The organism is Pantoea sp. Cy-640 (genome assembly GCF_011752635.1).
GTDB lineage: Bacteria > Pseudomonadota > Gammaproteobacteria > Enterobacterales > Enterobacteriaceae > Pantoea > Pantoea dispersa.
Window position 1 is genome coordinate 107,076 of the sequence record NZ_VWXB01000009.1, and the last position, 23,403, is coordinate 130,478.

The following is a 23,403-nucleotide window of genomic DNA, read 5'->3' on the forward strand; positions in this document are numbered from 1 at the left end:
TTATTATTCAGCTTACGCGGGTTTACCGGCCGGCCCCCCTGGGCCGGCGCGGGGGTTCACTGTAGTCTGTGAAGTACGTTACCTTTCCGTCCTGCCTTCACGCTGCGCTGAATCCGTCCGCGAGCAGGTGGTGCAGATGTTCATCAGAACATCCGGCCGCCTCGCGTCGCCAGCCCGAACGCTGCAGCAGCTTATCCAGCGCGGCCAGGTCGCTGGTGATGCGCGCGTGCAGGGGGCTGCGCTGCCGGCCGTGTTCGTCAAAGGTGTTATCAAGCGTGATGCGCCTGAGGTAAATATCGGAAACGGACGGGCTGAGCCGCGGCTGGCGGCGGCCGCTCCATTCATTTTCTGTCAGCACCATTTACGCCGGAACCGCCGAAATTTCCGTTACCTCAGTTTCAGCCCAGTGACCAGCACACCTAGGTCAATAATTTCAATGCTATTTTGGAAAGTATAATGCCCGTTCAGCAAAATGTGTTGCCAAGCCATCGGCGATATCCGGGGCATTTAGTTTCCGCCTGCGCGGACGATGGCCTGCTGAAGAACATCTTCACTGACGACACCCGGGATAACGGTGGTATTGTCTGCCGTGACATTTTCAGCGGGCATCACGATGATGCCCGGCGTGCCCGTCAGTCCCAGCATCTCCGCCAGCGCGTCGTTGTTTTCGATGAGCCTGTCGGAGGCAGCACTGTCATCACCGGAAGCCGTACCTGCGCCGGCGGCCGTGGCCACCTTTTCAATATCCTCTGCCGTGAGTTTCCCCTCGTTGTGCCCGGTCTGGTAAATCCCGTTGTGGAAGGCCATGTAGGCCTCCGCGCCCTGCCTGCGGTAAATAACCAGCCCGCGGTGCGAGGCAAGCCGCGATTCCGGATAGCGTGCGGCAAAGATGGTCCAGTCGCGGAAGGCAAAGCGTACGCCGGCGTTGGCGGCCATCACCTTTTCCATCACCGGCGCCATCATGCTGCAGGCGATGCATTCGTAGTCAAAGAACTCCGTAACGATGACCTTCGAATCCGCCGGCCCCTTAACCGGTACGCCGTCGAGCTGCATCAGCAGATGGTGGGCCTTCAGCACTGACTGCACGTAAGCCTGCTGCTGCAGGGCCTGCTGGCGCGCCTGCAGCTTTTTGCTCACCTCAATGAGCACGTCGGGATGCGCCACCAGGTAGTCAGCGGCAATTTCACCAATGCGGACCTGCTGCGCGGGGGTAAACTCTGCATCCCCGGCCGCGTCTGATGCTGCTGACGGCAAAGCGGTGCTCATGGCCAGCGCAATGGCGGCCAGTTTCAGGATCTGTTTCATGATTTCTCTCGCATGCCTGCGCGGCGCAGGCGGAAGGTGAGGCGGCCGCACAGGGCGGGCCGCAGTCATTAACGTTCTTTTTGTATGTTCCGGGACGGTTCGTGAGACAGTTCGAGCGGCAGGCGTTCGGGCCCCTCGTGCTGAGCCGGCATGCTGATCCCCGCCGCAATCTCTTTGTCCGTCCGCGAACCTGCGGCAAGCTCTGTTGCCAGTTCTGATTCTCCTTTTCCGGAAGGCACCGGCTGCTCCCGGCTCTCCTCCGGCATCCTGACCTCCGGATAAGCCTGCCGGCTGCCTTCCAGAGCCCGGCCGGCCAGATCCGTTTCGTCCACGGCAGGCTTCGCGACAGGGTCCACAGGCTGCTCAATGTCAGCCGCCTCCTGTGGAACTGTACGGCTGAGGTCTGCGGCGAGCTTTTCCTCTGCCGCCACGTCTGCCCGCCCGTCTCTGACGCTGATCTGCACCTCCGGCGCGTCCGGCACATCAGTCTGATGCGCGTCCTGCCTGACGAGGTCTCTGATGGTCTCGTCGCCAATGCCGGCGGGTGCCGCCGGCGTGACCGGTTCATCCGGAACAGGCGGCGGGCTCTGCAGGCTTCTGACCGCCTCTTCCACCGCCGCCCCGGCGAGCGGCTCCAGGCCGCCGGAAACCTTCAGCAGCTGCGGAGACGGAGCGGCGTCCCCGGTCTTCAGCAGAATGCCGGACGTCGGGTATTTTCGCGCCTCGCTGAGCGCCTCTTCCAGCGTGGCCACCACAAGTGTTTCTCCGTTCCGGCTTTTCTGTACAAGAGCGGCCTGCGCGCCGTCGGTGACGATACGCCGCTCGGCCCCCCGATCGACGTCACCGCTTCCGGGGCGCAGCGGAACCATTGTCAGGCCCGCCGGTTTACCGTTACCGTCAAACACCGGCAGGGCCAGGTGGGGTTCAGGGAACTTTCGCGTCGGCGGGATGATACGTGCCGTTACGGGGCTGCCGCTGAGGCCGTTTGACCGCAGGTACGCACGGCCAATTGCGGTTTTCGACGCGGCCTGCCCCATCGCCCAGATCCGCCGGGCCTGATCCCGCTCAGGCTCCGGCATAAGCGCATCATGCGCCGTCGCCGGTCCGTTTTTTCGGACGCCGAGCGTCTCCATCCAGCCGGCTCTGTCATCGGTAACAATCTGGACATGGTCCTTCGCGCGTGAGACGTTGATATAAAACGCCCGCGCGCCGCTCATCCGCTTACGGGCACCTTCCACGCCTTCCAGCGCCAGCGAATACCGGGCACTGGCACCCTGCGCACCATAGCCGGTGACCGCCCAGCTGTAATCCACGTGCCGGTCTGCCAGCGTTGTCGCCGGGTCGATGACCTTCACCCCGCTGCCGTTACGCAGAACAATCTCACCGTTTTCGCGCAGTTCATCGACGCGGTATTGCTCGTGCGCAGCGTGACCGGCCTGCTTCTGGGTTTTACTCAGGCGGACGCTGTCACCGGTGCGCAGCTCAATTTCACGGTGTTCAAAAACCTCGATTTCCATTGCGTTAAGCTCCTGCGGCGACCAGTAGTGCGTGCGCCCCGCTTCATCCCGCAGGGTGACGTTGCCATTTTCGTGGTCCACGCCGGTAACGTGCAGATACCGCTGGTTTGCCATAACCACCTGACCGGTTTCCCAGTCCTTTATGCGGTTAAAATCGTGCCGCCCGCCATTAATCCGGTCCAGGACTGAGACGGTCCGGGCTTCCCCGCCCAGCTCTTTCGCCACCACCATCGCATTATGGATGCCCTCGTTGATGGCTCTGCGGTCTTCATGCAACTGCACCATGATCATGGTCTGCTCCCGCGCCTCATCGGTGCGGCTCATAAAGTCAGCCACAATGCTGGACACCGGGTCTGCTGACTGAACAATTGATCCGCCAGGTACCACCGTACCTGCCCGGCGGGGTACAACGTCCGGCGCGACGCTTTCAATCTTTCTCAGCGCCGCTGCGGAATCATTACCGATGATGCTGTAAACCGCAGACTTCAGCGCCGTATCACGCTGGCGCACGATTTCCTTCATCACCGCGACGTCGATCGGGCTCCGCTCCTGCATCAGCTGGAACGGCGCGCCACTTTCAGGCGACTGCAGCTGCGCAATGTCCCCCACCGCCACGGCACGGCCGTTGCCGGCAGCGATTGCGCGGTACGCCGCCGCGGTGTCCTGGTTACCGATCATGGAAGACTCATCGATAAGAAACAGCATATTGTCGTAGCGGACGTCCTCACCGGCGGCGCTGCGCGTCTGCCAGTCCAGTACAAACGACTTAAGCGTCTGCGCATCGATGTCCGTCCCCGCCATCTCTTTTACCGCCCGGTGAGTCGGCCCCAGCCCGACGATAACCGGACGCACGTCAGCCGGCAGGGTATCAATAGCCGCCTTTACCGCATTAAACTGGGTGGTTTTACCGACGCCCGCATACCCCTGCACGGCCGTAAAGCGGTCCGGACTCTTCAGAATCAGCGAGGTGGCCTCTTTCTGCCCCTGCGTCAGGCCTGACAGGAGAGCCGGATCGACCTGTGCCATCAGCGGCACCTGCGTGTTTTTACCCCGATCGATTTCACCGAGGATGGCTTTTTCCATCTCCCATGTGGACCGCGCAACGAAGTGGGGCCCGGCGCTGGTCTGTACCCCGATGAGATCACCTTCCTTGACCTGCCGGGTAATTTCATTTTCGATGAGCTTCAGGTCACCACAGAACGTCAGCGCCTCATCAAGCAGTTTTGTCCGGGAGAAAGCGACCTCCCGCATCTGCGCGACGCCGCGCGTAACGGCTTTCTGCGCATCAGAGAGCAGCTGCGTACTGAGCGTGTCTATGGCCTCACTGGCGTCTTCCTTCCCGCTGGCCTGACGGACCAGAGACAGCGGGGAGCGTGTTGAGCGCAGGCGGCCGAGCTTCTCTTCCGCCCGGCTCAGGGCTTCGCCGGTAAATATTTCGGCCTCATGGCCAGACTGCGCCAGCGCGTTAATCATGTTGACCGACAGATCCTGAGCCCCGAGGCTGGCCAGCACGGTACCGTGCTCGTTGTCCCGGCTTCCGGGGGCACTGACGTAGCCGTATGTAACGTAAAGCGGATTTGCCGGGTCGATACGCAGCGGCTTTTTCTGCCCCTCCCGCTGCACGACAAGTGCGCCATTCTCAACGGACGTGACGGTGAGGCGATCACGTGCCTTCAGCCCGGCGTTTTTGTCGCCGGCAAGCGCAAACAGCCGCTCCCCCGCAGCAACCTCCAGCTGAGACTGTGTAAACAGGCGCCAGTCACCGGAAAGTGCGCTGAGCTTTACACGGGACAGTACACCATCCCCGTCAATCAGGGAGAGCATGCGGGTTTCATCATGTACGCGGTCAATGACGTAGTGACGCGTTTCATTTCTCTCCGACCTGTCTTCCAGCACCATACCGGCGCGGTAGGTCTGAGGGAGGCGACGCTCTTTTGCTGTCATATACACCGGCGTGCGCGCCGCAATGCTGACCGGCGCCTCCCCCAGTCGTCCGGCATCTTTCAGCGCATTCCGGATGACACCGGTCAGCTGGGCCTGCTCACGTGGACCGGCCACAACCGCCGTCACGTGACCTTCTGCGGGGTCCATTCCGGCAAAACGCTCTGCGAGTGCACGATAGCGCTCGCGCTTGTCCTGAATGCTGGTCACGCGGACCTCAATACCGTCAGACGGTGCGTTCAGGCTCTGACGTTCTACCCCCGCTGCGGTCAGCACGGACAGTGCGTTCGCGTTTGACTGCCGGCCGGCGCTGTCCAGAAACAGCAGCTGCGCGTTCTGCAGCTGAGCCTCTCCGGTCAGCACCAGCATTTCCTTCAGGCTGAGCTTTTCCGCACTTTCCACGATGACCGTACTCTGGGGAGCAAGGCTGAAGGTGCCACCAAGCATGCGGCTGCGGTGGAGAAGCCGGTCTCTGAGCGCCGGTGATTTGGCAAAGCTGAGTGCGCGCTCGGCTGAACTGGTCAGTACACTGACCTCACGCCCCTGCTCGCGTGACATTGTCACCAGTTCCTCTGTTACCGCACGCAGACGGCCGACTGAGGCCGGTGCGCTGATGATAACGGCGGGCGCGCGGGCCACGTGCTCAAGGTGCCCGGGAACCGGACTGCCGGTGAGGCTAAAACTGACCACCCTGTTCTCTTTCAGAATATCCGCCGCCAGCGACTGCACCGACAGTTCATCCAGCAGGTGAATGTGCGAGGTAAATACGCCCTTATCTCCGTCGAGAGGCACGAGCAGGTTGTCATGAATCGCCTGATCCAGCGCCCTGCGCAGGTCCGGAATGCTGTTCTGCAGTTCACCGGCGTTGTGTGCGGTCAGCAGGATGTCCCCATAGGTAAACCGCGTTTTGTTGTCGCTCAGCACGGAAATGGCGGTGCGGACCGCCTCCATCGCCTGCACCGGCGCGTCCTGCACCTCACCGGCATCAGGCCGGGATTTTTCACGCTCGCGGGCTTCATTCATGACGCCCTGAAGATCAAAACCGACGTTGTCCATCTGCCGCTGCCAGCGATCGCGCAGACGGGCCCGTCCGTCTGCGGTTTCCGGCTTGGCGATCGGCTCTTCCTGCTCCCGGACTGCAGATTTTAACGTCGCCTCAGTGCCTGCTTCAGGGACTCTGTCAGACGTATTCACAGCCAGCTCTGGTGAGGCGGGCGGTTCCTGCCGGGTGCGTAACGGTGCCGTTTCGTCTGCGCCATACTGACTGATATCCTGCTTGCGCTGGCGCGTATCCAGCGCTGCCACGTCGCGGCTTTTCAGCGAAGCGTCTTCGCCTGCGCGCGCATGAATTTCACGATGGCGCGATGAGAATTCGTCCAGCACCGCCCCGGTAAAGCCCTTTATTTCCCACAGGTCGTGCCGGCCGCCGGTGGGCAACGTTTCATACCCAATATCCTCCGCCTTACCTTTCAGCAGGTTGCGGTAAATTTTGCCGTACGTTATCTGGTTGCGGTACACCGTTTCGATGAAGCCGGCGCCGTGGATCGCATCGGTAGCCAGCGCTTTCCACTTCCCGTCCAACTCCGTCACGTTGGCCACCACTGCGTGAGTATGGATCTGCGGGTCGAGGTTACGCGAAGTGTCGTGCGTGAACAGCGCAGCGACCATTTTTCCGGTTGGCGTGATGCGCGTGACGCCGTCCTTCGTGTCGCGCGCGCTCACCATCTGTTCCATGATGGCCAGCGTTTCTTTCACCGCATCGTGGTGCGCCTCCAGCAGGCGTTTATCGCCGCCGGCGAGGATCAGCATTGAGACGCTCTTGGGTGCCGAGAAGGTAAAGTCATGACCGGGGCGGTGCACGTGTGCACCCTGAACTTCCTTACCCAGTACCACACCGTTGGGAAGGCTGCCGTGCAGAATTCCGGTGAAAGTATCGAGATCAACCGGGCCTTCCAGCCCCAGCTCGCGCGCGCCCTCCCCCAGCCACTGGGTGGGCATGTCGTCCAGAAAGTAATAGTTATCCTTGCTGCTGTAGTAGCCGGCAGCGTCGGCGGCAGAGGCCACCGGAGCAACGGTCATCATCGTTCATATCCTCCCGGGTCCAGGCTGTCACTCATCTCCTGGTACGCCGCGTAGTCGTCGCGGTGCCGCAGGATGTTTTTTTCGTCGTCGGCCATGCGCTCGTTGGCGTCGCCGTGCAGTGCGGCGCGCTCCTCCTCACGCTGCTGTTCGGTTTTACGCGGGCTGATGTGCCGCACGGTCAGCCGGCCCCCGTCGTCTTTCTCCATCTGCATGTGCAGTTCGGGGGCTTCACCTGCGGGGGCTTCGCTGTCGGTTTCTGCATTACCAGATGTGGTGTTCTGGAGCCTTCTCATCCTCTCCAGTGGAGAAAGCGGCGAACCCGCCTCTTTCCTGGCCGGTGCCGGCGTGGAAACAGCCCTGATGATTTCCTTCGGTGCTGTGGCGGTACCGCCCTCCGGGAGAATGGCAGGTGTGGATGATTCAGCCGGAACCGTAGTGACGCGCGGAACCACTTCGCGGCGCGGGAACGGTCGCACGTTAGAGGACCCTGACGATGCGCTTATGCCGGGGGCAGGCGTAGCGGGAACAGCAGGCTGGCCCGGTGCGACAGACGGCTTCACCTCTCTCACGGTAGCCGGCTCCGGCGTCGTCACGGGGACGTCAGCTTTTGCCGGCGCGGCGGACGGCGAGGCAGCCGCAGGTTTAACCGGTGCGGGCGCGGAAGCGCGGTCCTCCCCTTCCAGCCACTCCTCTCCGGTCGGGAACGCAATGTCCGCTGCCCGGGCGCTGCGCTCGTTGTTTTCGATAATGCGCTCGAGTTCGGGACTCAGCCGGTCACGGAAGTCGCGCTCCATCAGCGCCGGATGATATTTCTTCTGTCTGCGGTACTTCAGGCTCAGCTTCACCACCGGGTATTCGCCGGGCAGGCGCACATAGAACTGCAGATTCGGCATCTTCATAATCTGGTCGTAGTCCACGATTGGCTCGTTGACCTTGTCCTTGCTGATGGAGATACCGTCCCGAATCTGGTCGAGGCCGTAGCTGTTCTGCTCGCGCGCCTCGCGCCGGCGCTGGTGACCCAGCTCCTCCTCCACCATTTTGGCCACCTCGGCGCTCGGCGAGCGGCCGTAGGCGCGGGTGTTGAGCAGGTCCAGGATGGCTTTGGCCATCTCGCGGCCGTAGATGTGCACCAGCTGCGGGATGTTCTGGATGCCCAGCACGAAGCAGCCGCCGAACTTGCGGGCCTCGGCCAGCGTTTCGTTAAACTCCGGTATCTTCTGCAGGCTGGCAATTTCATCGCCGACGAACCACACGCGCCGATCGCTGTTCTCCCCCATGCTCTGCAGCAGCAGGGTGGCCAGCGACAGCCACATCGATATCAGCGGGCGCACCGCTTTACGGTGGCGGGCCGTGGTGGAGATAAACAGCCAGCTGCTGTCGTACTGCGCGTCGGTCATCCACTCGCGGATGCTGAACTCCGGCTTGCCCTCCTTATCCAGCCCCTGCAGGTAGCGCAGCGACTTGGCGTAGTTGGTCAGCACCGAGCGGATGGAGATGGCGGTCTTCTCGATTTTCTCCTCGACCAGGTTGGCCGACGGCGTGTTTTTGAGAAACTCGCGAAGGCTTTTCAGGTCGATCGAGAGGCAGGTCTTCAGGAACGTCTCGATACTGCGATCGGGGCGTGAAGCAAACTGCATGGCCGTGTCGCTGAAGATGGTGCGCGACGAAGACACCCAGAACGGGTCGGAGTCGCCTTCCACCGGCATCAGCGCCGCCGTCATGTTCTCGTAGTCCACCACGTCGCGCGCCTCGCGCCACAGCACCCAGTTTTCACAGCGGCTGTCGTGCGCGTTCAGGATTTTGTCCAGGCGCTCGTCGTAGTGCGTCTCGATGAAGGTGCCGCCGGAGTCGTATACGATCGCGCGATCGCCGCGCCGGCGGATATAGTCCAGCAGCCAGCGTATGAGCGTGGACTTGCCGACGCCGATGGTGCCGTGGATCAGAAAGTTCATGACCTCGGCGTTCTTCAGCATGTTCAGACCGCCAATCTGCAGATCGGACTTCTCGCCAGCCTTTTTCAGCAGCCGGTTTACCTCCTTCGGCTTATCGGTGAGCGTCATACCCGAGATAAATTCGTCCTCGCTCTCCTTCCTGCCGATGCGCCCCACGTACCAGGCAATCAGGCACCAGAGCAGGCTGGCGGCGATGCCGCACGCGGTCGCGATAAAGCGCAGGTTCGCCATAAACTGGCGGCCCATCTCCTGCATCCACGGGTTATCCAGCAGCTGCGCCGGCGTCAGCTTTATGGTGCAGAGCTGTGCGCCTTCGCCGCAGTGCCAGAAGATGTCCCACGTAGCGCCGGCCGCGCCAGGGGACAGGCCCAGCAGCGAATGAGTGGGCCACGCCGCCCAGTACCAGAAGCCGTTACGCAGTACGTCGTCAGGCGTTGTCAGCCAGAACAGACCTGCGGTGGCCGCCACGAACAGCAGCAGCATCCAGTGAAATATCCAGTTGCTGACCTGCGCAAACATGCGCAGGCGGTAGGCCGTCATCTGGCCACCCTGTGTCAGGTATTTAGGGGTAAAACTCATGGGAAACTCCGGAAAGCGCGCAGGCGCAGCCCGCCCGGGGAAACCGGGCAGGCTGTTGCAGGGGGAGAAAGTAGCTGAGGGGCCGCGCGGGCCCCGGAGATTACTTCAGAATGCCTGTTGCCGCAGGGCGGCCTGGAAACTTACGGCGCTGCAGCCAGACGCCGGCCATCAGGGGAAGACCGCAGATAAAGCACAGCAGGTTCCAGCAAACAATCGTGAGGGCCGAGAGCACGCCGCCGGCTGTCAGGACCAGCAGGACCAGCAGTGCGGTGATGATGCCCGGCGGCATCATATCGCCCTGCATCGTGCGGGTGGCAAGGTCATACGTATAGAGCTGGCTGTGGGTCATGAGGGTTCTGACGATATCAGGCCCGAACTGCCACAGCACGACCGCGCTCCAGGCAAAAAACAGGGTAAACCAGACAATAAGGGTGCGTGCCGCACCGCTGAACGTGAGCATGGGAATATCCTTCAGAGAGTTAAGAACAGGGGGGTTAAGTACAACCGTTACAGCGCAATTCCCGACGCGCTCAGCGCGCAGCAAACCGCACGCGGAGCGAGATAAAAAAACGTCAGAGAAATCAGAGCCACGCTCCCGCCACCCCGTGCACCGGGGAGGAAGCGTAAAAGGAGTCCCGTGAGGGAGGAGGGGCAGCACCCGTGGTGGTGGTGATGCTGCCCCCGGTGTCCGCTGCCCGGGGGCGCAGACGGAGGTCGGCAGGCGCCCCGTTGTCAGGAGAGTGTTCTCATTTCCCCCTTAAGGCGCGTGCCGCCGGTTCTCACCGGTCATTAAGTAATACCAGGTAATTCAGCGACCTGCAAGCTTCAGGATGCGTTTTATGGCCGTCAGCAGCACGGCGGCCAGGACCAGCCCGCACGCACCTATGCAGATGACGTAAAGCAACATCGCCGCCAGCATGAACAGGCAGAACGCTCCCGTTCCCGCCCCACCCGGCGCGGCATCCAGCAACCTGAGCCAGGCCACAAAACGCCAGGGGAGCCAGCTGTCCGTTACGTTCACGAGCAGCAGGGTGATGATGGCGGCTGTCAGCATCAGATTCAGGAAGCCGGGCAGTGAAGACGCCAGTCGTTCAATTTTTCTGCGCATGGCGCCTCCCGCATCTGTCAGCTGAATGAATTACATGATCCCGGCAACGGACTTCGCCAGCTGCGCTTCCAGCACCGGCTTCGCCTCTTCAAACTTCAGGTTGACCTTGTTCGCGTTTGACACCACGCGGGTCTGGTATTTCATGCGGTTGCCCTCTTCGCTGCTGGTCTGCAGTTTGATTCCGGAAGTGCCCTGACGCAGCGCCGCCACGTTGTCCGTGGTTACGGCAGTTTTGCTGCGTTCAGAAATCTGCAGATCGGTCACCATCGTGAAATTAACATCCTCTACCAGTGCATCTGCGGCCATACCGGCCAGGCCGGTAGCAAGACCGACACCGAGGATAGCTCCGCCAGAGGTGCTGTTATAGGCGGTGATCCCGCTGCCCAGCGCGGCACCCAGCACGCCCCCTTCGTAGCCGGAGGACAGGAAGCCCTGTGCCTGACGCAGATCCATCTTCTCGGCCTTCAGAACGTTGGCCTGAATCCAGTAGTACGCAGCGTCAGGATTTGACGTCACGGTATAGCCCTTCGCGCGCAGGTCCTGCGCCAGCAATGGCTCCAGATCGCTCATGTCCTTGTCGGAGGTGTTGCGAACCTGCAGGTAAACAGTCTTCTGGCTGGACGGCTCAAGCCAGACGGTCTGACTCATCTGGGTTTTGACGTCGAGGTTGCGTTTTTTGATGGCGGTGCTCATGGCACCACAGCCGGAAAGCATCAGGGAGGCAGCGGCAATCGCCGCCACGAAGGCGTTACGGTATTTCATAGACGTATCCTTGTTAAATGGAAAAACGGGACAGGCGCGCCCCGGGGCACGCTGTTTTATATAGGGATTTAGAGAGAAACCCTTCCGTCAGAGTGCCGGAAGGGTTATCGGCGGGAGCCGCAGGAACTTAAATCTTTTTAATCAGACTGCTGATTTTTTCTAAAGCCATTCCGGAACCTAATCGGTTAATCTCAGAGCCAATTATGATTCCCATAGCAAACATCATAATCAATAACAGGGCAGGTATTGCAAAAGTGAACCATGGGGAAAGCGCGGCCAGCACAACTGAGCAGAACATTAAAAATATGAAGATAAAGGCTGTCCTACTCGTAACCTTACATAGGTGCTGCAATATAATTGATTCAGTTCTTACATCTTCAGGCAAAGTGAGATACATCGTAACCTTGCTATAAGTTAAGAGTATAAAGAACAAACCAATAATTGCTGTTGGAACAACAACAACCCACCCTTCCGTACCAAAAAAATGCATATATCCTGCGACTGTTTTTTCATTCCATGCTGAACTGAAGTAAAAAACCACTGTACTAAAAAAACTTAAAGCGACTGCAATCAAAGGAATTGATGATGTTTTCTTTAGCAGCTCAGATAGTGAAGGGATAAGACGCTTACTTGAATCTAAGCTATTAATTAGAAAGTTCACGTCTGCTTCTAACTTTTCTACCGTCAAATTTCCCATGCATGCCGTCCTTTAATTAAACTAAGATGCCTTTTTCTGGGCCGCTCTAAGCTTTTGCAGTTTTCCTTCAAATCCGGTGGTTTCAGCATTATCGAAAACAGGTTTTGTCTGCCTGATATCTTCTTCAGTGCGGCCTATCTGCTGACTTCTGACCGCCCCCTGATGCTCATTCCTGAGTATATCACTGGACGTCTGAACAGTGGTTTTATTTTCAGCGATTTTACCGTCATTTTCCCTGATTGTTTCCATCAGGCCAGATCTTTGTGCTGCAACCTTGTTGGCCACATTACTTTCAATGCCGGCACCCGACGCCTTCTCACCCACGCGTTGTGAGCCACTGCGAAAATCTTCGCTCATGGCCTTCGACGGAGCACCTGCCGGCGCGGTCAGGTTACGTTCACGTGCCTGCACGCTTTCCTCTGTGACGCCGCTGCCGTGTCTCTCCGCAGACGAATGCTGGCTGGGATGAGACGCCGTGCGGACAGCACCGCCGCTGACAGCTTCCGACATGCCTCCCCTCTCAACATCATTACTCCGCGCTCCCCCCGGAATGTCCAGTGACTGAGCCGGCTGCAGCGGCTGGCCATTCACCTGCTCAGTCCGGGCGCCGTAGTTACGCATGATTTCCGGCTCAAGCCGCTCGTGCATAAACTCGGTTGCCGCACCCTGCGCGCTCCGGACGTTGGTCAGGATGTTCTGTGCATCGCTGCCATACTTCGCCGTAGTCCAGTCCACAAACTCCTGGTTGTAGTTGGCGTCCAGGCTCGCGCTCTGCGTCTGGGACAGCGTGGCCATGCGGCTGAACTCCTGGCTGCGCGTGCTGCTCTCCGTATACTGATGGTACTGACTTTTTGCGTCGTTGAGCGTCGCCGCAAACTGCTGTGCCAGCGAGTTCGACTGGTTGTCCGTGTGGCTGCCCGACTCGCTCAGGCGGGTCGACGTCACCATATCCATACCCTGACGGAAGTCGCGTGCCTCCTGACTGCTCTGGTCATGACGGTTATCACGACCCTCCGCGTGGCTGTCCTGCGTGCCGTGTGAGCTTCCGGAGGTGTGACGCCAGTCCGTGTTCAGGTTCGCCTCACCGCCGGCGCTGAGGCCTGTAGCCCACTTACCGAGTTTCCCGGCCAGCTGGTCGCCGGAATCAAATTTCACATACCCCCTGACACCCGCACCGGCGCTACCCTGATTGGTGATATCCACCAGCTGGTTATACGCCTGCTGCTCGGAAACGTTGTGCGACTTCGCATAGCTTTCCACCGCCGACTGCATTTTGCTGACCCCGCGGCTCACACTGGTGGCCACGCTGTTGTCGCTGCCCTGCGTGACGGTGTCGCTGTTGCCGCTCTGCTGCGTCAGCTGGTTCATCTGCTGGAAGCCGCTGGTCACGCTGTGGTTGTAGCCATCCAGCGAACTTTGCGCCTGCTGCTCCGCCTGCCGCGCCTGTTCGGTGAACCCGCTGCTGGCCAGCGAGCTCAGCCGCATGCTCACCGGCAGGTTGGATATCGCCTGGCTGGTATCCACCACCGTGTGGCCGTCCGCCGTCTGCGTCATCATCGCATTGTTGCCGGTCTGGATGCTCTGCGACCCCGAACGGCGGAGCATGTTGGTGTCAAACTTGTTGGCGCTGACGTTATCCATCGACATGTTGTTAAACGACCAGTTGCCGTCCGCTGTGGTGGACGCCTGCCCGCCGGTTGCAAACGCAGCCGAACTCATCACGCTACCCACAACCTGCGAGCCCACTGACGCCGCCCCTTTGGTCAGGAAGAACGCCAGCACCGGAATGGACATACTCAGGTAGCCCGCGATGTTGGCCGCGTCCGAATGCTGCAGCGCCACCTGGTCCTGATTGGCCAGCACCAGCGCCGTCGCCCCGGTTTTGGTCTGCAGGTAGAAGTTGGCCAGCGAGTTGAGGATGGCGAACATCACCGGCCACATCGTGAAATAGATAAACCCGCCCGCGTACAGCTTCAGCGTTTTCAGTCCGAAAATATCGTGGTTCACCAGCGCCAGCGCGATCACCAGCGGGAACAGCGCAATCAGGACCAGCATCATCAGCGACTGGAACATCGGCAGCGTACGCGCGGCAATAACCCCGCCCGCACCCCAGCTGATGCGCTGCTTGGTCAGACTCGACTCGGTGGCGAGGTTCAGCAGGTTGGCGGTATCCGACGATCGTGCCGCAAAGCCCTTCCAGCCGTCGCGGATGGCCGCGTTGGTAATGTTGTTGCGCATGATCTGCGAGGCGCTGAGGCCGCCCGCGTAAAAGAAGTTGTAACTCTCGTCCATCGCGTTGCCGAGCAGCGTATCCCCGCTCACGCGGGTGCCGAATATACGCGTGGCCAGCGCGTGCCACGTCGTGCCGCCGATGCGCACGTCCGCACCGATAAGGTTTTTGATGACCGCCGCCGCCTGCTGGCAGGTGATAAACTGGCGTCCGCCGCCGGTATCCTGATACAGGCCGCGCAGCGGGCTCGGGTTATCGGTGATCAGCGTCAGCGGATCGGTGCTGTTGAGCAGTTGCGACACGGTGTACTTGTTGTTCAGCAGGATGTCGCCTACCACGCAGTTCTCCACGTAGTCGGTCAGCATCTGCGACAGCTGCGGGTTCTGCGAGCGGAAGTCCGTGGTCTGCGCCACGATCTGCGAGCCGAACAGCATGCCCGACTTCGTGTAGGTCAGCGAGTCCGGACGCGAGAAGCTGTACTCATAGAGGCGCGCCAGCCCGAACTCCGTGGACGTGGTCAGCCCGGCGATGAAGGCGAGCCCCGCCGGCACGTTGTCCACCTCGTACACCGCCGCCGGGTCCGTGACGTCGACAATCTGCACGCTGCGCTTCGGTACGAGCAGCACTGAAGTGATCACGAAGAAGACGGCCAGCCAATGGAGAAATACCGTCGGGTTGCGCGATTTAACAAAGCTGAACATTACGCCCAGCACGCCAAACAACCCGACGATGCGCTTCAGCGTGTCGTACGTGTCGCTGCCGATGACGGTGACAACGCCGTTAAACACCTGCCGCCACATGTCACCGCCGTAAATGGTCCAGACTTCAGTCATGACGGATACCCCGCTGAGAATTGCCCTGCCAGAACGCTGCGATCTTGTCCGGCACCGTAAAATCAGTCATTGCCGGTCCCCCACTGATAGTTGCCCTGATAGGACGTTGAGATAATGGTCGATACCTGCTGCTGCAGGTACTGCATGTTGCGATCGATGCCGTCCAGCGCATTCTGGTCGGCGGTCGACTGCAGCTTCATCTGCGCCAGCAGTGAGGTTGCGGTCATCACGTTGTTACGTAGCTCGCCGGCGGCCTGCTCCGGGAAGTTTTTACCCGCCAGCGACTGGCTCGCCTGCTTCACCAGCTCCTGCAGATACTGGATCATCATGTCCTGCGCGATGAAGTCCGCGACCTGAATCAGGTAGGTCGGGCTCATGCCCATGCTGCGGGAGTTGGACAGATACTTGAGCACCGGCACCGATGTGGTGTTAATGAAGCCCTTTTCCCTGTCCGACAGGCCGGTATCAGCACTGAGCTTGCTGTCGATGGAAATCATCAGGTTGCGCACCTGGGTGACCAGCGCCACGTCGCTGCTGACCGTCACGCTGGTAACGGTCGGACCGAGGCAGAGATCCTGCTCGTCGCAGCCGTAAATCTTCGCGGTACCGCCGCGCATCAGCACGGTGATGATGTCGCGGTTATCAACCAGCGGGGTCAGGATGGTAACCTGCCCGTCCTTGTTGAAAATGATGGAGCCCACCACGCTCATCACCAGCTCCTTCAGCTGACGGTTGCCGTCGAACAGATGATTGCGGCCCAGCGCGTCCCAGATGAGGTTTTTGTTTTTCAGCACCTGGTCTTTATCTTTATCCGAGGCGCGACTGGTGACGCTGTCACCCTGCCCGCCCACCGTGCAGCCCTGACGGGACGCCGCCCAGTCAGAGAAAATGTTGCTCTCGCCGGCAATGTCCTGGCAGATTTTCTGATTGGACACCTGCGACACCGGCCAGAGGCCGCCGATGATGCCCTGCGCTGCCTGACAGGAGCTCATGTTCATGGAGTTCACATCCGAGGCCAGCTTCTGCAGGAAGTCTTTGGCCTGCTTGAGCTCCGGCACCATCGTCTGCAGCGCGAGGTCAAAGGCGTAGCCGGCGGCGTTACTCATAATCTGCTTCACGAACCGCTGCAGCTCGGCGCCGTTGATAAAGGAAAACGCCCCGAGGTAGGCATCGATGCCGCCGCAGCCCGCATTCAGCGAGGGCACCTGCATCGAGATGAGTTGCACCTGTTTGACGGGGTTACGCAGATAAACCGAACCGCCGGTGAAGTAGCCCGCGGCCTGCCCCTGCCACGCCTGCGCTTTTGAGACGTTGCCGTCAAAGCCGAGGCTGCCAAAGTAGCCGTTGAGGTCGCCCTGCACGTCGGCCAGCGCCGGGCTGCTGATGACCATCGCCGTGGCGGCGGCCAGAAAGAACTGCCTGAATTTCATGTGTCAGAACTCCGTAGCGGGAAAAGAATGAACTGCCCGCACTGAATGAGATAAACAGGCTGCAGTTATTCAGCCTGATGCAACGTCATGGAATGGCGGGCCTGGCTGGCGTAACGAAACGCAGCGATCGTCGTGAAGGCTCCCGGGTCGACAGACAGCTCTCCACGCCGTGCCGGATTGGCCGGGACAAGGGATTCCTGCGAGAAGATAAACAGGCTGACGCCCTTATCCCGTAGTTCGGTGAGCAGCGCGCTGAACGCGCGGCCTGCATGCTGCGGAAAAAAGCCATCGAGGATGAGGACCTTTTTCCTGCTGGCGACCAGCCGCGCGATGATGTCATCCCGTTCTGCTTTAAACTCTTCCGGCGACAGCAGCTCGTAACAGAACCAGTCCGCTTTAAGCTTTGTGGCCAGATTATGGGCAACGGCTGACTTGCCGGTTCCGGTCGTACCCTGCACGTAAACGTGCCCACCACGCGTGCGCCAGAGTTTAGTCAGCACCCTGGCATGTTCTTCCACGTTCAGCTGCAGCATTTTTTCCGGCGTAAGGGCCCTGAAAAGGGTATGCAGGTTTTTTTTCATTTCAGTCAGTCTCAGTGAAGGTGCGTGCCGGGGCGGTAAGGGCCGCGGTCAGTCATGAATCCGTGCCGGCGCAGCGTGATGCTGACCAGCGCGCCGCAGCCAAAGCCGCCGGCAAGGGCAAACAGAAACAGCAGCGGGTAGAGCTGCAGCCCGCTCAGCAGCAGCGCATCGGTGCCGTAAGCGACACTGGCGGGCAGGCGGGCAAGGTCGCAGGCAAGCCAGGCGTAAATCCCGGCAGCCGCCAGCATTGAGGCGCAGACGAGTAGCAGCGCCGTCTCGGTTCGCGAGAGCGTAAAAGGTTGTTCCGTCATGCTTTTTTCCGTATGCGATGGGGCCGCGTGCGTTACTGCGGGGTCAGCGAGGCGCTGCTCGGTACCGGGCCCAGCGTGTCGGGCGGCAGGTGGTCAATGTCGGCCTCGATCATCTGCGCGAGGCGCTGGCTTACCGTACCTATGTCGGTGTCGCCCTGATAAAGCGGATAAGCCATGTTGGTATTCACGTTGACCATAAAGGTGGTCGGCGTCGCGATGGGCAGACCGTTGCCGAAGAACGTCAGGATCTCGCCGGCGATGGGCTCGTTCGGCCCGGCTTTACGCGGAATGAGCGCCACCGGGAAGGACGTGTCGCCGTAGCCGTCAAGCGTATACGGATACACTTTTATGCCGGTTTCATCCGCCCACGCCTTCAGTTTTGGATCAAACTTCGCGCTGTACTGGCAGCCGCGCTGCATGAACACCACCACCGCGTAGTCGTTGAGATTTACGCGCCGGCCGTCGGTCAGGGGCATCAGATTCGGTGGCTTCGCCGGCGCTGTTCGGGCAGGCAGGTTACCCGGCAGCCCGAAGTCTGGCAGCTGAGCCCCCTGCTGCGCCTTTGCCTGCTCCAGCGCGGCGATTTCGTCGGCCACCGAAGCCTGTCCCAGCACCGGCAGCAGCAACGCTGCCGCCAGCAGAATTTTAAGCCTCATGATGGCCTCCCGGTCCGCTGCGCGCGCGGCGGTGCGCGATGATCCCGAGGAGAATCCCCAGTCCCATAAGGACAAAACACGCCACCGATACGACGATCAGCACGTCGTACGTCAGGCTCTCGGAGTACGTCAGCAGCTGGCGCAGGCAGTTGAAGATAATGCCCGCCATAAACAGCGTGACGATAAGCGGTAGTTGTTTCATTCATGTTCTCCTTTAGCGCGGCGGCGCAGGTGCCACACGGCCAGATTAGCTATGACGGAAAGCACCACTGCATGTAGAGCAACAGCAGCGTGCTGCCGGCCTCAGCAGCCCACGCCTCGCGGCTGACCGCCGCCTTGTCACACATCACGGGCGTGGGGTCAGGTTTTAACGCATCCGGAACAGGGGCTTCTTCACGAAGCACTGACAGTGGAGCGGGCGGGAACGTCGTCAGAGGCCTCGCCTGTGATACACAGCCCCACACCTGCCCCGCCGGCGCGTCGCGAACCAGCTTTTCGGCCTCATCAAGCAGCATCTGCCCGGCGCCGCCGGCGTGCTGATGTGCGGACAGCAGAAACAGCAGGAAGAACAGTAGCGCCGGGTGGATAACCAGCGTCTGCATCAGCAGGTTCGTCAGGCCACGGGCAGCGCGCAGCCGCCCGTGCCAGACGGGTGATAGCGTCAGCATCATGAACTCCTCAGAAGTTAGGTTTAAAGCCGGTGGCCACGTTAAGGAAGCGCTTCGCCAGGTCATCCTGCGTCATGAAACCGTAGGCGAGCGGGCGGAAGCTTTTTGACTTCGGGTCGACCAGGAACAGCGCCGGGAAGTGGGTAATGCCCATGCGCGCGCTTTGTCCCGCGTCCTGACGGCTGTCAGGCACCTGCGGCGACACCGTGCCGTCCACGCTCACCGGTATCAGCGAGACGTGACGCAGGCGGGCAAAGTCCGCCACCACGCCCGCCATCTGCGCGTCTATCGGGTCCCCTCCCCGGTAGAAGTAGAACAGGCCATACTGCCCGGCGAGTTCGCTGATAGCCTGCGTCTGCTCGGCTTGATCGCGTGCCTGCTGCAGCGGCGCGGTGCTGTTGTAGTGCGGGTGTTCCAGGTTGTAATCGAGATCCGGATGGTCAAGCTGCGCCACCGCGAACGACTGGCTGAACATCGAGGCCCGGTCGGTCCAGAACTTCTGCCAGCGCAGGAAGGTAGCCGTATTCTCCGCCGACGGATGCAGGATGGCGTTGTTCAGCGCCTCCTTCGTGTAGCCTTTCAGCACGTCAGCCTGCTCGCTGGGTGACAGCCGGCTGAAGTCCGGCACCTGCGGCGCGGGCTGAGGCTTCGGCGCAGGGGGATCGGGTTTTTTCTTCGGCTCGTTGTACCAGTGCCAGCCGGTGAACGGCTCTGCGGGCGTCACGACCGCATCAGCTGACGGTGCATCGTCCGCGAGAGCCTGACAGGCGCCCGCCATCAGCAGGCAGGCAAGCACTATCTGCTTCATTTTTTTCCTCCGGTCTGCGCCTGCACCTGCGCGGCGATGCGATCTTTCGCCTGCTTCACCATCGTGGCGGAGTCAGGAATTTTCTGGTTGGCCATGAGGTCGCTGTAGAAGTCCTGGAAGTTAATCAGGTCGAAGTTGATGGCCTGCAGCTCGGGCACCGTGATGCCGCGGCAGTTGGGGGAGTCACCGCTGCCGAAGCTCACGTGCAGCTGGTCGCGGCGCCCCTGCTCCTGAATGATACGGGCAAGCTTGCCGCCGAATACGCAGTAGGCCTGCTTCTTCTGCACGCATACGCCGAGCACCGACCGGTTGCAGGCTTCACCGACCAGCACCGTGACCTTTTTGGCTTTCGCCTTGCCGATGGCCATCTCATCGCTGTTGCAGTTGGCAAGCCCGGCGCTGTTGCCCCAGCCGGTATCGACGCAGCAGTTGGAAAAGCCCGCCATTGCCTTGCGACAGTAGAGCGCCTGACCGGTGAACGCCTTCACGTTTACCTGATCGACTTTGACGTCATCGCCGGCCGAGGCCAGGCCGGCAAGCTTCGCCACCGCGGTATCAAAGCCGCTGTCGCCGGCGCCGTCGGTTCCGCTGCAGTCACCGGTACGGCAGAAGTACTGACCGCCGCACAGCAGCCCTTCTGAGCTGTAGGTGGTCTGGCACTGGTAAGTGTCCTGCTCGTGCAGGCAGGTGCCGCCTTCTTTCTGAGTACAGCTGCGGGCTGAGACCGTGCAGTTTTTGTTGGCCATCAGCGTGCTGCAGTTGCCGGTTGAGCTGACCGGCACGATATATGCGTCCGAGTACTGCCAGCAGGAGGCGCTCTGCGTATAGTCTTTGCCGTTCTGATTTACCGTCCGGCTCCCGCCCGGGTCGGTACACACCGTACCTGCCGTGCCGGTAGCCTTTGATTTATCGAAGCCGCAGGACTCACTCCAGACAACCTGTGAGCTGGTCGTGTCACGTTCGGCAGTTAAGGGAAAGGTCATTTTCATGACAAACGTGCCATCCCGGGCGTTCTTAATGATTCCGTCACGCCCTTCACTGTAGTGACCGTCCGTGTGGTAGTGAATGTATAATGAGACTGTCTGGCCTTTTGTTACGCGCTGCGGTGTGATCGCGGCCTGCCCGCCATTATTTAGCTGGATATGATCAACCGTGAGGTCGAAGGCTTTCATCGTGTACCAAAGACGATTGCCATCCGAACCGTGATAATTTGGACTTCTGGGATAGCGGAAATCCCATGTACCAGTGCTGACTACTCCGTCATCCGGCACGGTAAAGTCAAAACGTACCCAGTAATCATCCAGGATTACTGCTGTTGAATTGTGGGAATCAAGCACCAGTTCAGTGTTGTAATACTCCTTTGATCCTGTGACCTGAATGCTTCCGGTCCGTGCACACGTCTGCACCTGTGCCACGTCCCGGTCGCAGCTGTAGTTCTCAAACACCGACTTTGACACCACTTTGGTGGTGCACTGCTGGTTCGTGCCGTCCACGATGGAGCCGCTGTTCGCCTCGGCGTTTTTGCCGTTCTGGATAAAGTCGGCGTTCGGGTCGATGGTCACCGCCGGGTTCTTCGTGGACGAGTCGGATATTGCCTGCCCGGCCTCGTTCTGGCTGAGTTCGGTCTGGCCCTTGTCGCTGATGCCGCCATCTCCGCCCTGCACCCCGCCATAGTAGCCGCTTTGCGATGGGCTTGACGTGTAGCCCGGGATAACGGACGCCGGGTCTGTGCCTTTTGCTGCCGATGTTCCCTGACCTTTGTTCGAGCCGGCATACCCCGCACCGGCGTTATAAGCATCGCTGACGTCGTCAGCACGGGCCCCGGCGACTGAGAACAGCAGCAGGATGAGTAGCAGTCGCTTCATCGCGCGCCCTCCGCACTCTGTAGCAGCTGCGCCGCCGTGGCTGAACAGTCACCGCGCTGCCTGACCTCCTCCAGAGCCTGCTGCACCGGCAGGCTGCCGTACAGCACGTCAAATTTGCCACCGCAGGTCACAACCAGTGCAGGCACCGCTTTAATGCCGTACTGCTGAAACAGGGTAGGGTCAATCTGCACGCCCGCCTGCTTGTCCTTCTTCGACAGTTCAAACATCTTCTCTGCGGTCTGGCGAAAGTCGTTGTTCAGCAGCCCGCGCAGGGTTGCGGGAATGCCGAAACGGCGGGCATCAGAGAGCATCGGCAGCAGTCCCTCTTCCGGAATGCCCAGGCTCACGAAATACACCGCGCGCGGGGTCTGACGGGTAGCGCTGTTCTGATCCGCCTGTCCGGCGGCTATCTCATTCTGCATTTGCGCAACCCGCCCCTGTTGCACGTCAGGCAGGGTGATGTTCATGCCCTGCAGCTGACTTTTAAACAGCGCGAGATCGCGCTGCTGCTGTTTCATATACGCCATATCGTCGCCGGCAATCGCTGGCTGATCAGCTGCGCCCGCGTCCGCGCAAAGCAGAATGGCGCTGAAGGTCAGCGCCGTAATGAGTAAGGTTTTCATGGTCATTCCTTTACAGGTATACGCAGTTGCGCTTTCGCCACATCAGGTAGCCGAAGTTTTTCTTTGATGCGGGCGTGTTGTGCGTGCTGCCCCACAGTTGCGTGGTCGTGCCGAACGGGTGGCAGTCCGAAGGTTCGGGGTACATGTTCACCATCTGATACCGCCATCGGGACTTGGGGATGATCGGGGATGGATATTCGTAGCACACCGCCACGTCCGCCCCGACCGTCTCCATGACCAGGCCCTCGCGATGCAGCTTGAACGCCATGCGTTCGCTGACCAGCAGCGAAGCCTCCAGCGGAGAAAACTCGTTGCTGGTATAGCCCGTGAACGGATACATCGAGCCCTGTGCACCGGCGCACCAGAACAGCGGGTCCAGCGGCATGCCCGCGGTAGAAGCTATTGAGTCAGCCGCGCAGGCGCCCTGCGCCAGCAGGTTACTGAAGAGCGCCACTTCCGGATTCAGGATCATGGCAAGCGTGCTGTCGTTCCAGAGCGGGTCCACTTCAGACAGGTAGGCAATGTCCATATCACCGGTCTGCATGCAGCCTTCACTGGTAATAATGTTCAGCCAGAAAATCAGCGGATACTTGTACCAGTGCACGTGATAGAAGCTCCCGGGCGAGGGCGAATCACTCTGTCCGCCACGCCCGGTGCCGGTTCGCCCCAAATCAATTTTAAAACCACCCATGTTCACCATGACGCCGGGCTCACGCGTGACGTCCGTCATGGCCAGCGGCTCCCAGAAGCCGATGGCCAGCCCCAGCCGGTAAAAAATGCCGTATGGGCAAAGCTGGATGGGCGAGGCGGGATTGGGTGTATCAGGGTGCGCGCCGGATGCCAGCTGAATGCTGCCGAGCGTCATGGGAAACAGGCACTTCCAGCAGACGTCGCTGATCGGATTCACCCAGCGGCCGTCGCCGGCGTTGCTGGTTGCCGCCATCACCGGCTTTGCCATAATGCCCGCTGTCAGCAGGCACAGTATGAGGAGAAAGCGCTTCATGCGTCCTGTGCCTCCGCCTTTCGCCGCAGCCAGACGCACACCGGGCCTTCATCCGTATCGTGGATGCTGCCGGTAAACCAGCCCCCGCCAGGGGGTCCGGAAGGCTGCCACTGACTGCAGTTACCGGTTTTCCGGAAAACATCCATCATCCATTCAGGCACGTCGTTTTCCATCCAGGTCGTCGCCGACTGCAGATTATGTTCATCAAGCCAGGCATCAAATTCATCAGGCTGCGGATACTCACTGCCGCCTGCCGGCAGGAAAAAAGCAGGATGCGTCCAGCCGCCCCAGCGATCGCGCACGACCGGCTGAGCCGATATTTCAGCGGGGTGTGTCATAAGAGGAAATTCCGTGGTTGCGGCAGCCGGGCTGCCGGGGTCAGACGTTAATCAGGCCTGCCTGCGGGGTGCAGGCTGAGGCGTACCGCAGCGTATGCGAGGAACGAACAGCCT

At 60.5% G+C, this 23,403-nt stretch carries 20 protein-coding genes; all 20 read right to left on the reverse strand.

Going from position 1 to position 23,403, the window contains the following annotated elements:
- Nucleotides 1–97: 97 nt before the first annotated feature.
- The gene (locus F3J36_RS19620) at nt 98–361 is read right to left on the reverse strand and encodes a hypothetical protein (RefSeq protein ID WP_211073218.1); all 264 of its coding nucleotides are present in this window, start codon (nt 359–361) and stop codon (nt 98–100) included.
- Between the two features lie 146 nt (nt 362–507).
- The gene (locus F3J36_RS19625) at nt 508–1,305 is read right to left on the reverse strand and encodes a DsbA family protein (protein WP_166720344.1); all 798 of its coding nucleotides are present in this window, start codon (nt 1,303–1,305) and stop codon (nt 508–510) included.
- Between the two features lie 68 nt (nt 1,306–1,373).
- Nucleotides 1,374–6,845: a MobF family relaxase gene (gene mobF / locus F3J36_RS19630; protein WP_166720345.1), complete on the reverse strand. Its 5,472-nt coding sequence runs from the start codon at nt 6,843–6,845 to the stop codon at nt 1,374–1,376.
- Nucleotides 6,842–9,376 carry a type IV conjugative transfer system coupling protein TraD gene (gene traD, locus F3J36_RS19635; protein WP_166720346.1) on the reverse strand — a complete coding sequence of 845 codons (2,535 nt, stop codon included), beginning with the start codon at nt 9,374–9,376 and terminating at the stop codon, nt 6,842–6,844. Before traD ends, mobF begins: the two co-directional genes overlap by 4 nt.
- A 100-nt stretch (nt 9,377–9,476) precedes the next feature.
- Nucleotides 9,477–9,836, reverse strand: coding sequence for a hypothetical protein (locus tag F3J36_RS19640; protein WP_166720347.1), 360 nt, complete (start codon nt 9,834–9,836; stop codon nt 9,477–9,479).
- 348 nt (nt 9,837–10,184) lie between these two features.
- Nucleotides 10,185–10,484, reverse strand: a complete 300-nt coding sequence (locus F3J36_RS19645; RefSeq protein ID WP_166720348.1) for a hypothetical protein — start codon at nt 10,482–10,484, stop codon at nt 10,185–10,187.
- A 30-nt stretch (nt 10,485–10,514) separates the two neighbouring features.
- On the reverse strand, nt 10,515–11,246 hold the full coding sequence (gene traT, locus F3J36_RS19650) for a complement resistance protein TraT (protein WP_127835187.1): 732 nt from the start codon (nt 11,244–11,246) through the stop codon (nt 10,515–10,517).
- A gap of 127 nt (nt 11,247–11,373) precedes the next feature.
- Complete coding sequence (locus F3J36_RS19655; protein ID WP_166720349.1) at nt 11,374–11,943, reverse strand: hypothetical protein; 570 nt, start codon at nt 11,941–11,943, stop codon at nt 11,374–11,376.
- A gap of 21 nt (nt 11,944–11,964) precedes the next feature.
- The gene (gene traG / locus F3J36_RS19660) at nt 11,965–15,006 is read right to left on the reverse strand and encodes a conjugal transfer mating-pair stabilization protein TraG (RefSeq protein ID WP_166720350.1); all 3,042 of its coding nucleotides are present in this window, start codon (nt 15,004–15,006) and stop codon (nt 11,965–11,967) included.
- A 62-nt stretch (nt 15,007–15,068) separates the two neighbouring features.
- Nucleotides 15,069–16,436: a conjugal transfer pilus assembly protein TraH gene (gene traH, locus F3J36_RS19665; RefSeq protein WP_166720351.1), complete on the reverse strand. Its 1,368-nt coding sequence runs from the start codon at nt 16,434–16,436 to the stop codon at nt 15,069–15,071.
- Nucleotides 16,437–16,501: 65 nt separating this feature from the next.
- Nucleotides 16,502–17,017, reverse strand: a complete 516-nt coding sequence (locus tag F3J36_RS19670) for an ATP-binding protein (protein WP_166720352.1) — start codon at nt 17,015–17,017, stop codon at nt 16,502–16,504.
- Between the two features lie 11 nt (nt 17,018–17,028).
- Nucleotides 17,029–17,328, reverse strand: coding sequence for a hypothetical protein (locus F3J36_RS19675; protein WP_104189783.1), 300 nt, complete (start codon nt 17,326–17,328; stop codon nt 17,029–17,031).
- 32 nt (nt 17,329–17,360) lie between these two features.
- On the reverse strand, nt 17,361–17,984 hold the full coding sequence (gene trbB, locus F3J36_RS19680) for an F-type conjugal transfer protein TrbB (protein ID WP_166720353.1): 624 nt from the start codon (nt 17,982–17,984) through the stop codon (nt 17,361–17,363).
- Entirely contained in the window at nt 17,974–18,186 is a 213-nt protein-coding gene (locus F3J36_RS19685; protein WP_166720354.1) for a hypothetical protein, read from the reverse strand. Before F3J36_RS19685 ends, trbB begins: the two co-directional genes overlap by 11 nt.
- Before the next feature lie 49 nt (nt 18,187–18,235).
- On the reverse strand, nt 18,236–18,655 hold the full coding sequence (locus F3J36_RS19690; protein ID WP_247653214.1) for a hypothetical protein: 420 nt from the start codon (nt 18,653–18,655) through the stop codon (nt 18,236–18,238).
- A 7-nt stretch (nt 18,656–18,662) separates the two neighbouring features.
- Nucleotides 18,663–19,460 carry a type-F conjugative transfer system pilin assembly protein TraF gene (traF, locus tag F3J36_RS19695; protein ID WP_127835194.1) on the reverse strand — a complete coding sequence of 266 codons (798 nt, stop codon included), beginning with the start codon at nt 19,458–19,460 and terminating at the stop codon, nt 18,663–18,665.
- Nucleotides 19,457–21,325 carry a type-F conjugative transfer system mating-pair stabilization protein TraN gene (traN, locus tag F3J36_RS19700; RefSeq protein ID WP_166720355.1) on the reverse strand — a complete coding sequence of 623 codons (1,869 nt, stop codon included), beginning with the start codon at nt 21,323–21,325 and terminating at the stop codon, nt 19,457–19,459. Before traN ends, traF begins: the two co-directional genes overlap by 4 nt.
- Nucleotides 21,322–21,948 carry a type-F conjugative transfer system pilin assembly protein TrbC gene (gene trbC, locus F3J36_RS19705; RefSeq protein WP_127835195.1) on the reverse strand — a complete coding sequence of 209 codons (627 nt, stop codon included), beginning with the start codon at nt 21,946–21,948 and terminating at the stop codon, nt 21,322–21,324. Before trbC ends, traN begins: the two co-directional genes overlap by 4 nt.
- Before the next feature lie 10 nt (nt 21,949–21,958).
- Entirely contained in the window at nt 21,959–22,951 is a 993-nt protein-coding gene (traU, locus tag F3J36_RS19710; RefSeq protein WP_088518085.1) for a conjugal transfer pilus assembly protein TraU, read from the reverse strand.
- Nucleotides 22,948–23,289, reverse strand: coding sequence for a hypothetical protein (locus F3J36_RS19715; protein WP_166720356.1), 342 nt, complete (start codon nt 23,287–23,289; stop codon nt 22,948–22,950). The genes traU and F3J36_RS19715 overlap by 4 nt, the downstream gene beginning before the upstream one ends.
- Between the last annotated feature and the right edge of the window lie 114 nt (nt 23,290–23,403).

Coding starts and splice junctions, on each gene's coding strand:
- trbB (WP_166720353.1), bottom strand. CDS start 17,984: ATGAGGCTTAAAATTCTGCTGGCGGCAGCGTTGCTGCTGCCGGTGCTG.
- F3J36_RS19620 (WP_211073218.1), bottom strand. CDS start 361: ATGGTGCTGACAGAAAATGAATGGAGCGGCCGCCGCCAGCCGCGGCTC.
- F3J36_RS19685 (WP_166720354.1), bottom strand. CDS start 18,186: ATGAAACAACTACCGCTTATCGTCACGCTGTTTATGGCGGGCATTATC.
- traH (WP_166720351.1), bottom strand. CDS start 16,436: ATGAAATTCAGGCAGTTCTTTCTGGCCGCCGCCACGGCGATGGTCATC.
- traD (WP_166720346.1), bottom strand. CDS start 9,376: ATGAGTTTTACCCCTAAATACCTGACACAGGGTGGCCAGATGACGGCC.
- F3J36_RS19675 (WP_104189783.1), bottom strand. CDS start 17,328: ATGACGGAACAACCTTTTACGCTCTCGCGAACCGAGACGGCGCTGCTA.
- traF (WP_127835194.1), bottom strand. CDS start 19,460: ATGAAGCAGATAGTGCTTGCCTGCCTGCTGATGGCGGGCGCCTGTCAG.
- traU (WP_088518085.1), bottom strand. CDS start 22,951: ATGAAGCGCTTTCTCCTCATACTGTGCCTGCTGACAGCGGGCATTATG.
- mobF (WP_166720345.1), bottom strand. CDS start 6,845: ATGATGACCGTTGCTCCGGTGGCCTCTGCCGCCGACGCTGCCGGCTAC.
- traT (WP_127835187.1), bottom strand. CDS start 11,246: ATGAAATACCGTAACGCCTTCGTGGCGGCGATTGCCGCTGCCTCCCTG.
- F3J36_RS19655 (WP_166720349.1), bottom strand. CDS start 11,943: ATGGGAAATTTGACGGTAGAAAAGTTAGAAGCAGACGTGAACTTTCTA.
- traG (WP_166720350.1), bottom strand. CDS start 15,006: ATGACTGAAGTCTGGACCATTTACGGCGGTGACATGTGGCGGCAGGTG.
- F3J36_RS19715 (WP_166720356.1), bottom strand. CDS start 23,289: ATGACACACCCCGCTGAAATATCGGCTCAGCCGGTCGTGCGCGATCGC.
- trbC (WP_127835195.1), bottom strand. CDS start 21,948: ATGAAAACCTTACTCATTACGGCGCTGACCTTCAGCGCCATTCTGCTT.
- traN (WP_166720355.1), bottom strand. CDS start 21,325: ATGAAGCGACTGCTACTCATCCTGCTGCTGTTCTCAGTCGCCGGGGCC.
- F3J36_RS19670 (WP_166720352.1), bottom strand. CDS start 17,017: ATGAAAAAAAACCTGCATACCCTTTTCAGGGCCCTTACGCCGGAAAAA.
- F3J36_RS19690 (WP_247653214.1), bottom strand. CDS start 18,655: ATGATGCTGACGCTATCACCCGTCTGGCACGGGCGGCTGCGCGCTGCC.
- F3J36_RS19625 (WP_166720344.1), bottom strand. CDS start 1,305: ATGAAACAGATCCTGAAACTGGCCGCCATTGCGCTGGCCATGAGCACC.
- F3J36_RS19640 (WP_166720347.1), bottom strand. CDS start 9,836: ATGCTCACGTTCAGCGGTGCGGCACGCACCCTTATTGTCTGGTTTACC.
- F3J36_RS19645 (WP_166720348.1), bottom strand. CDS start 10,484: ATGCGCAGAAAAATTGAACGACTGGCGTCTTCACTGCCCGGCTTCCTG.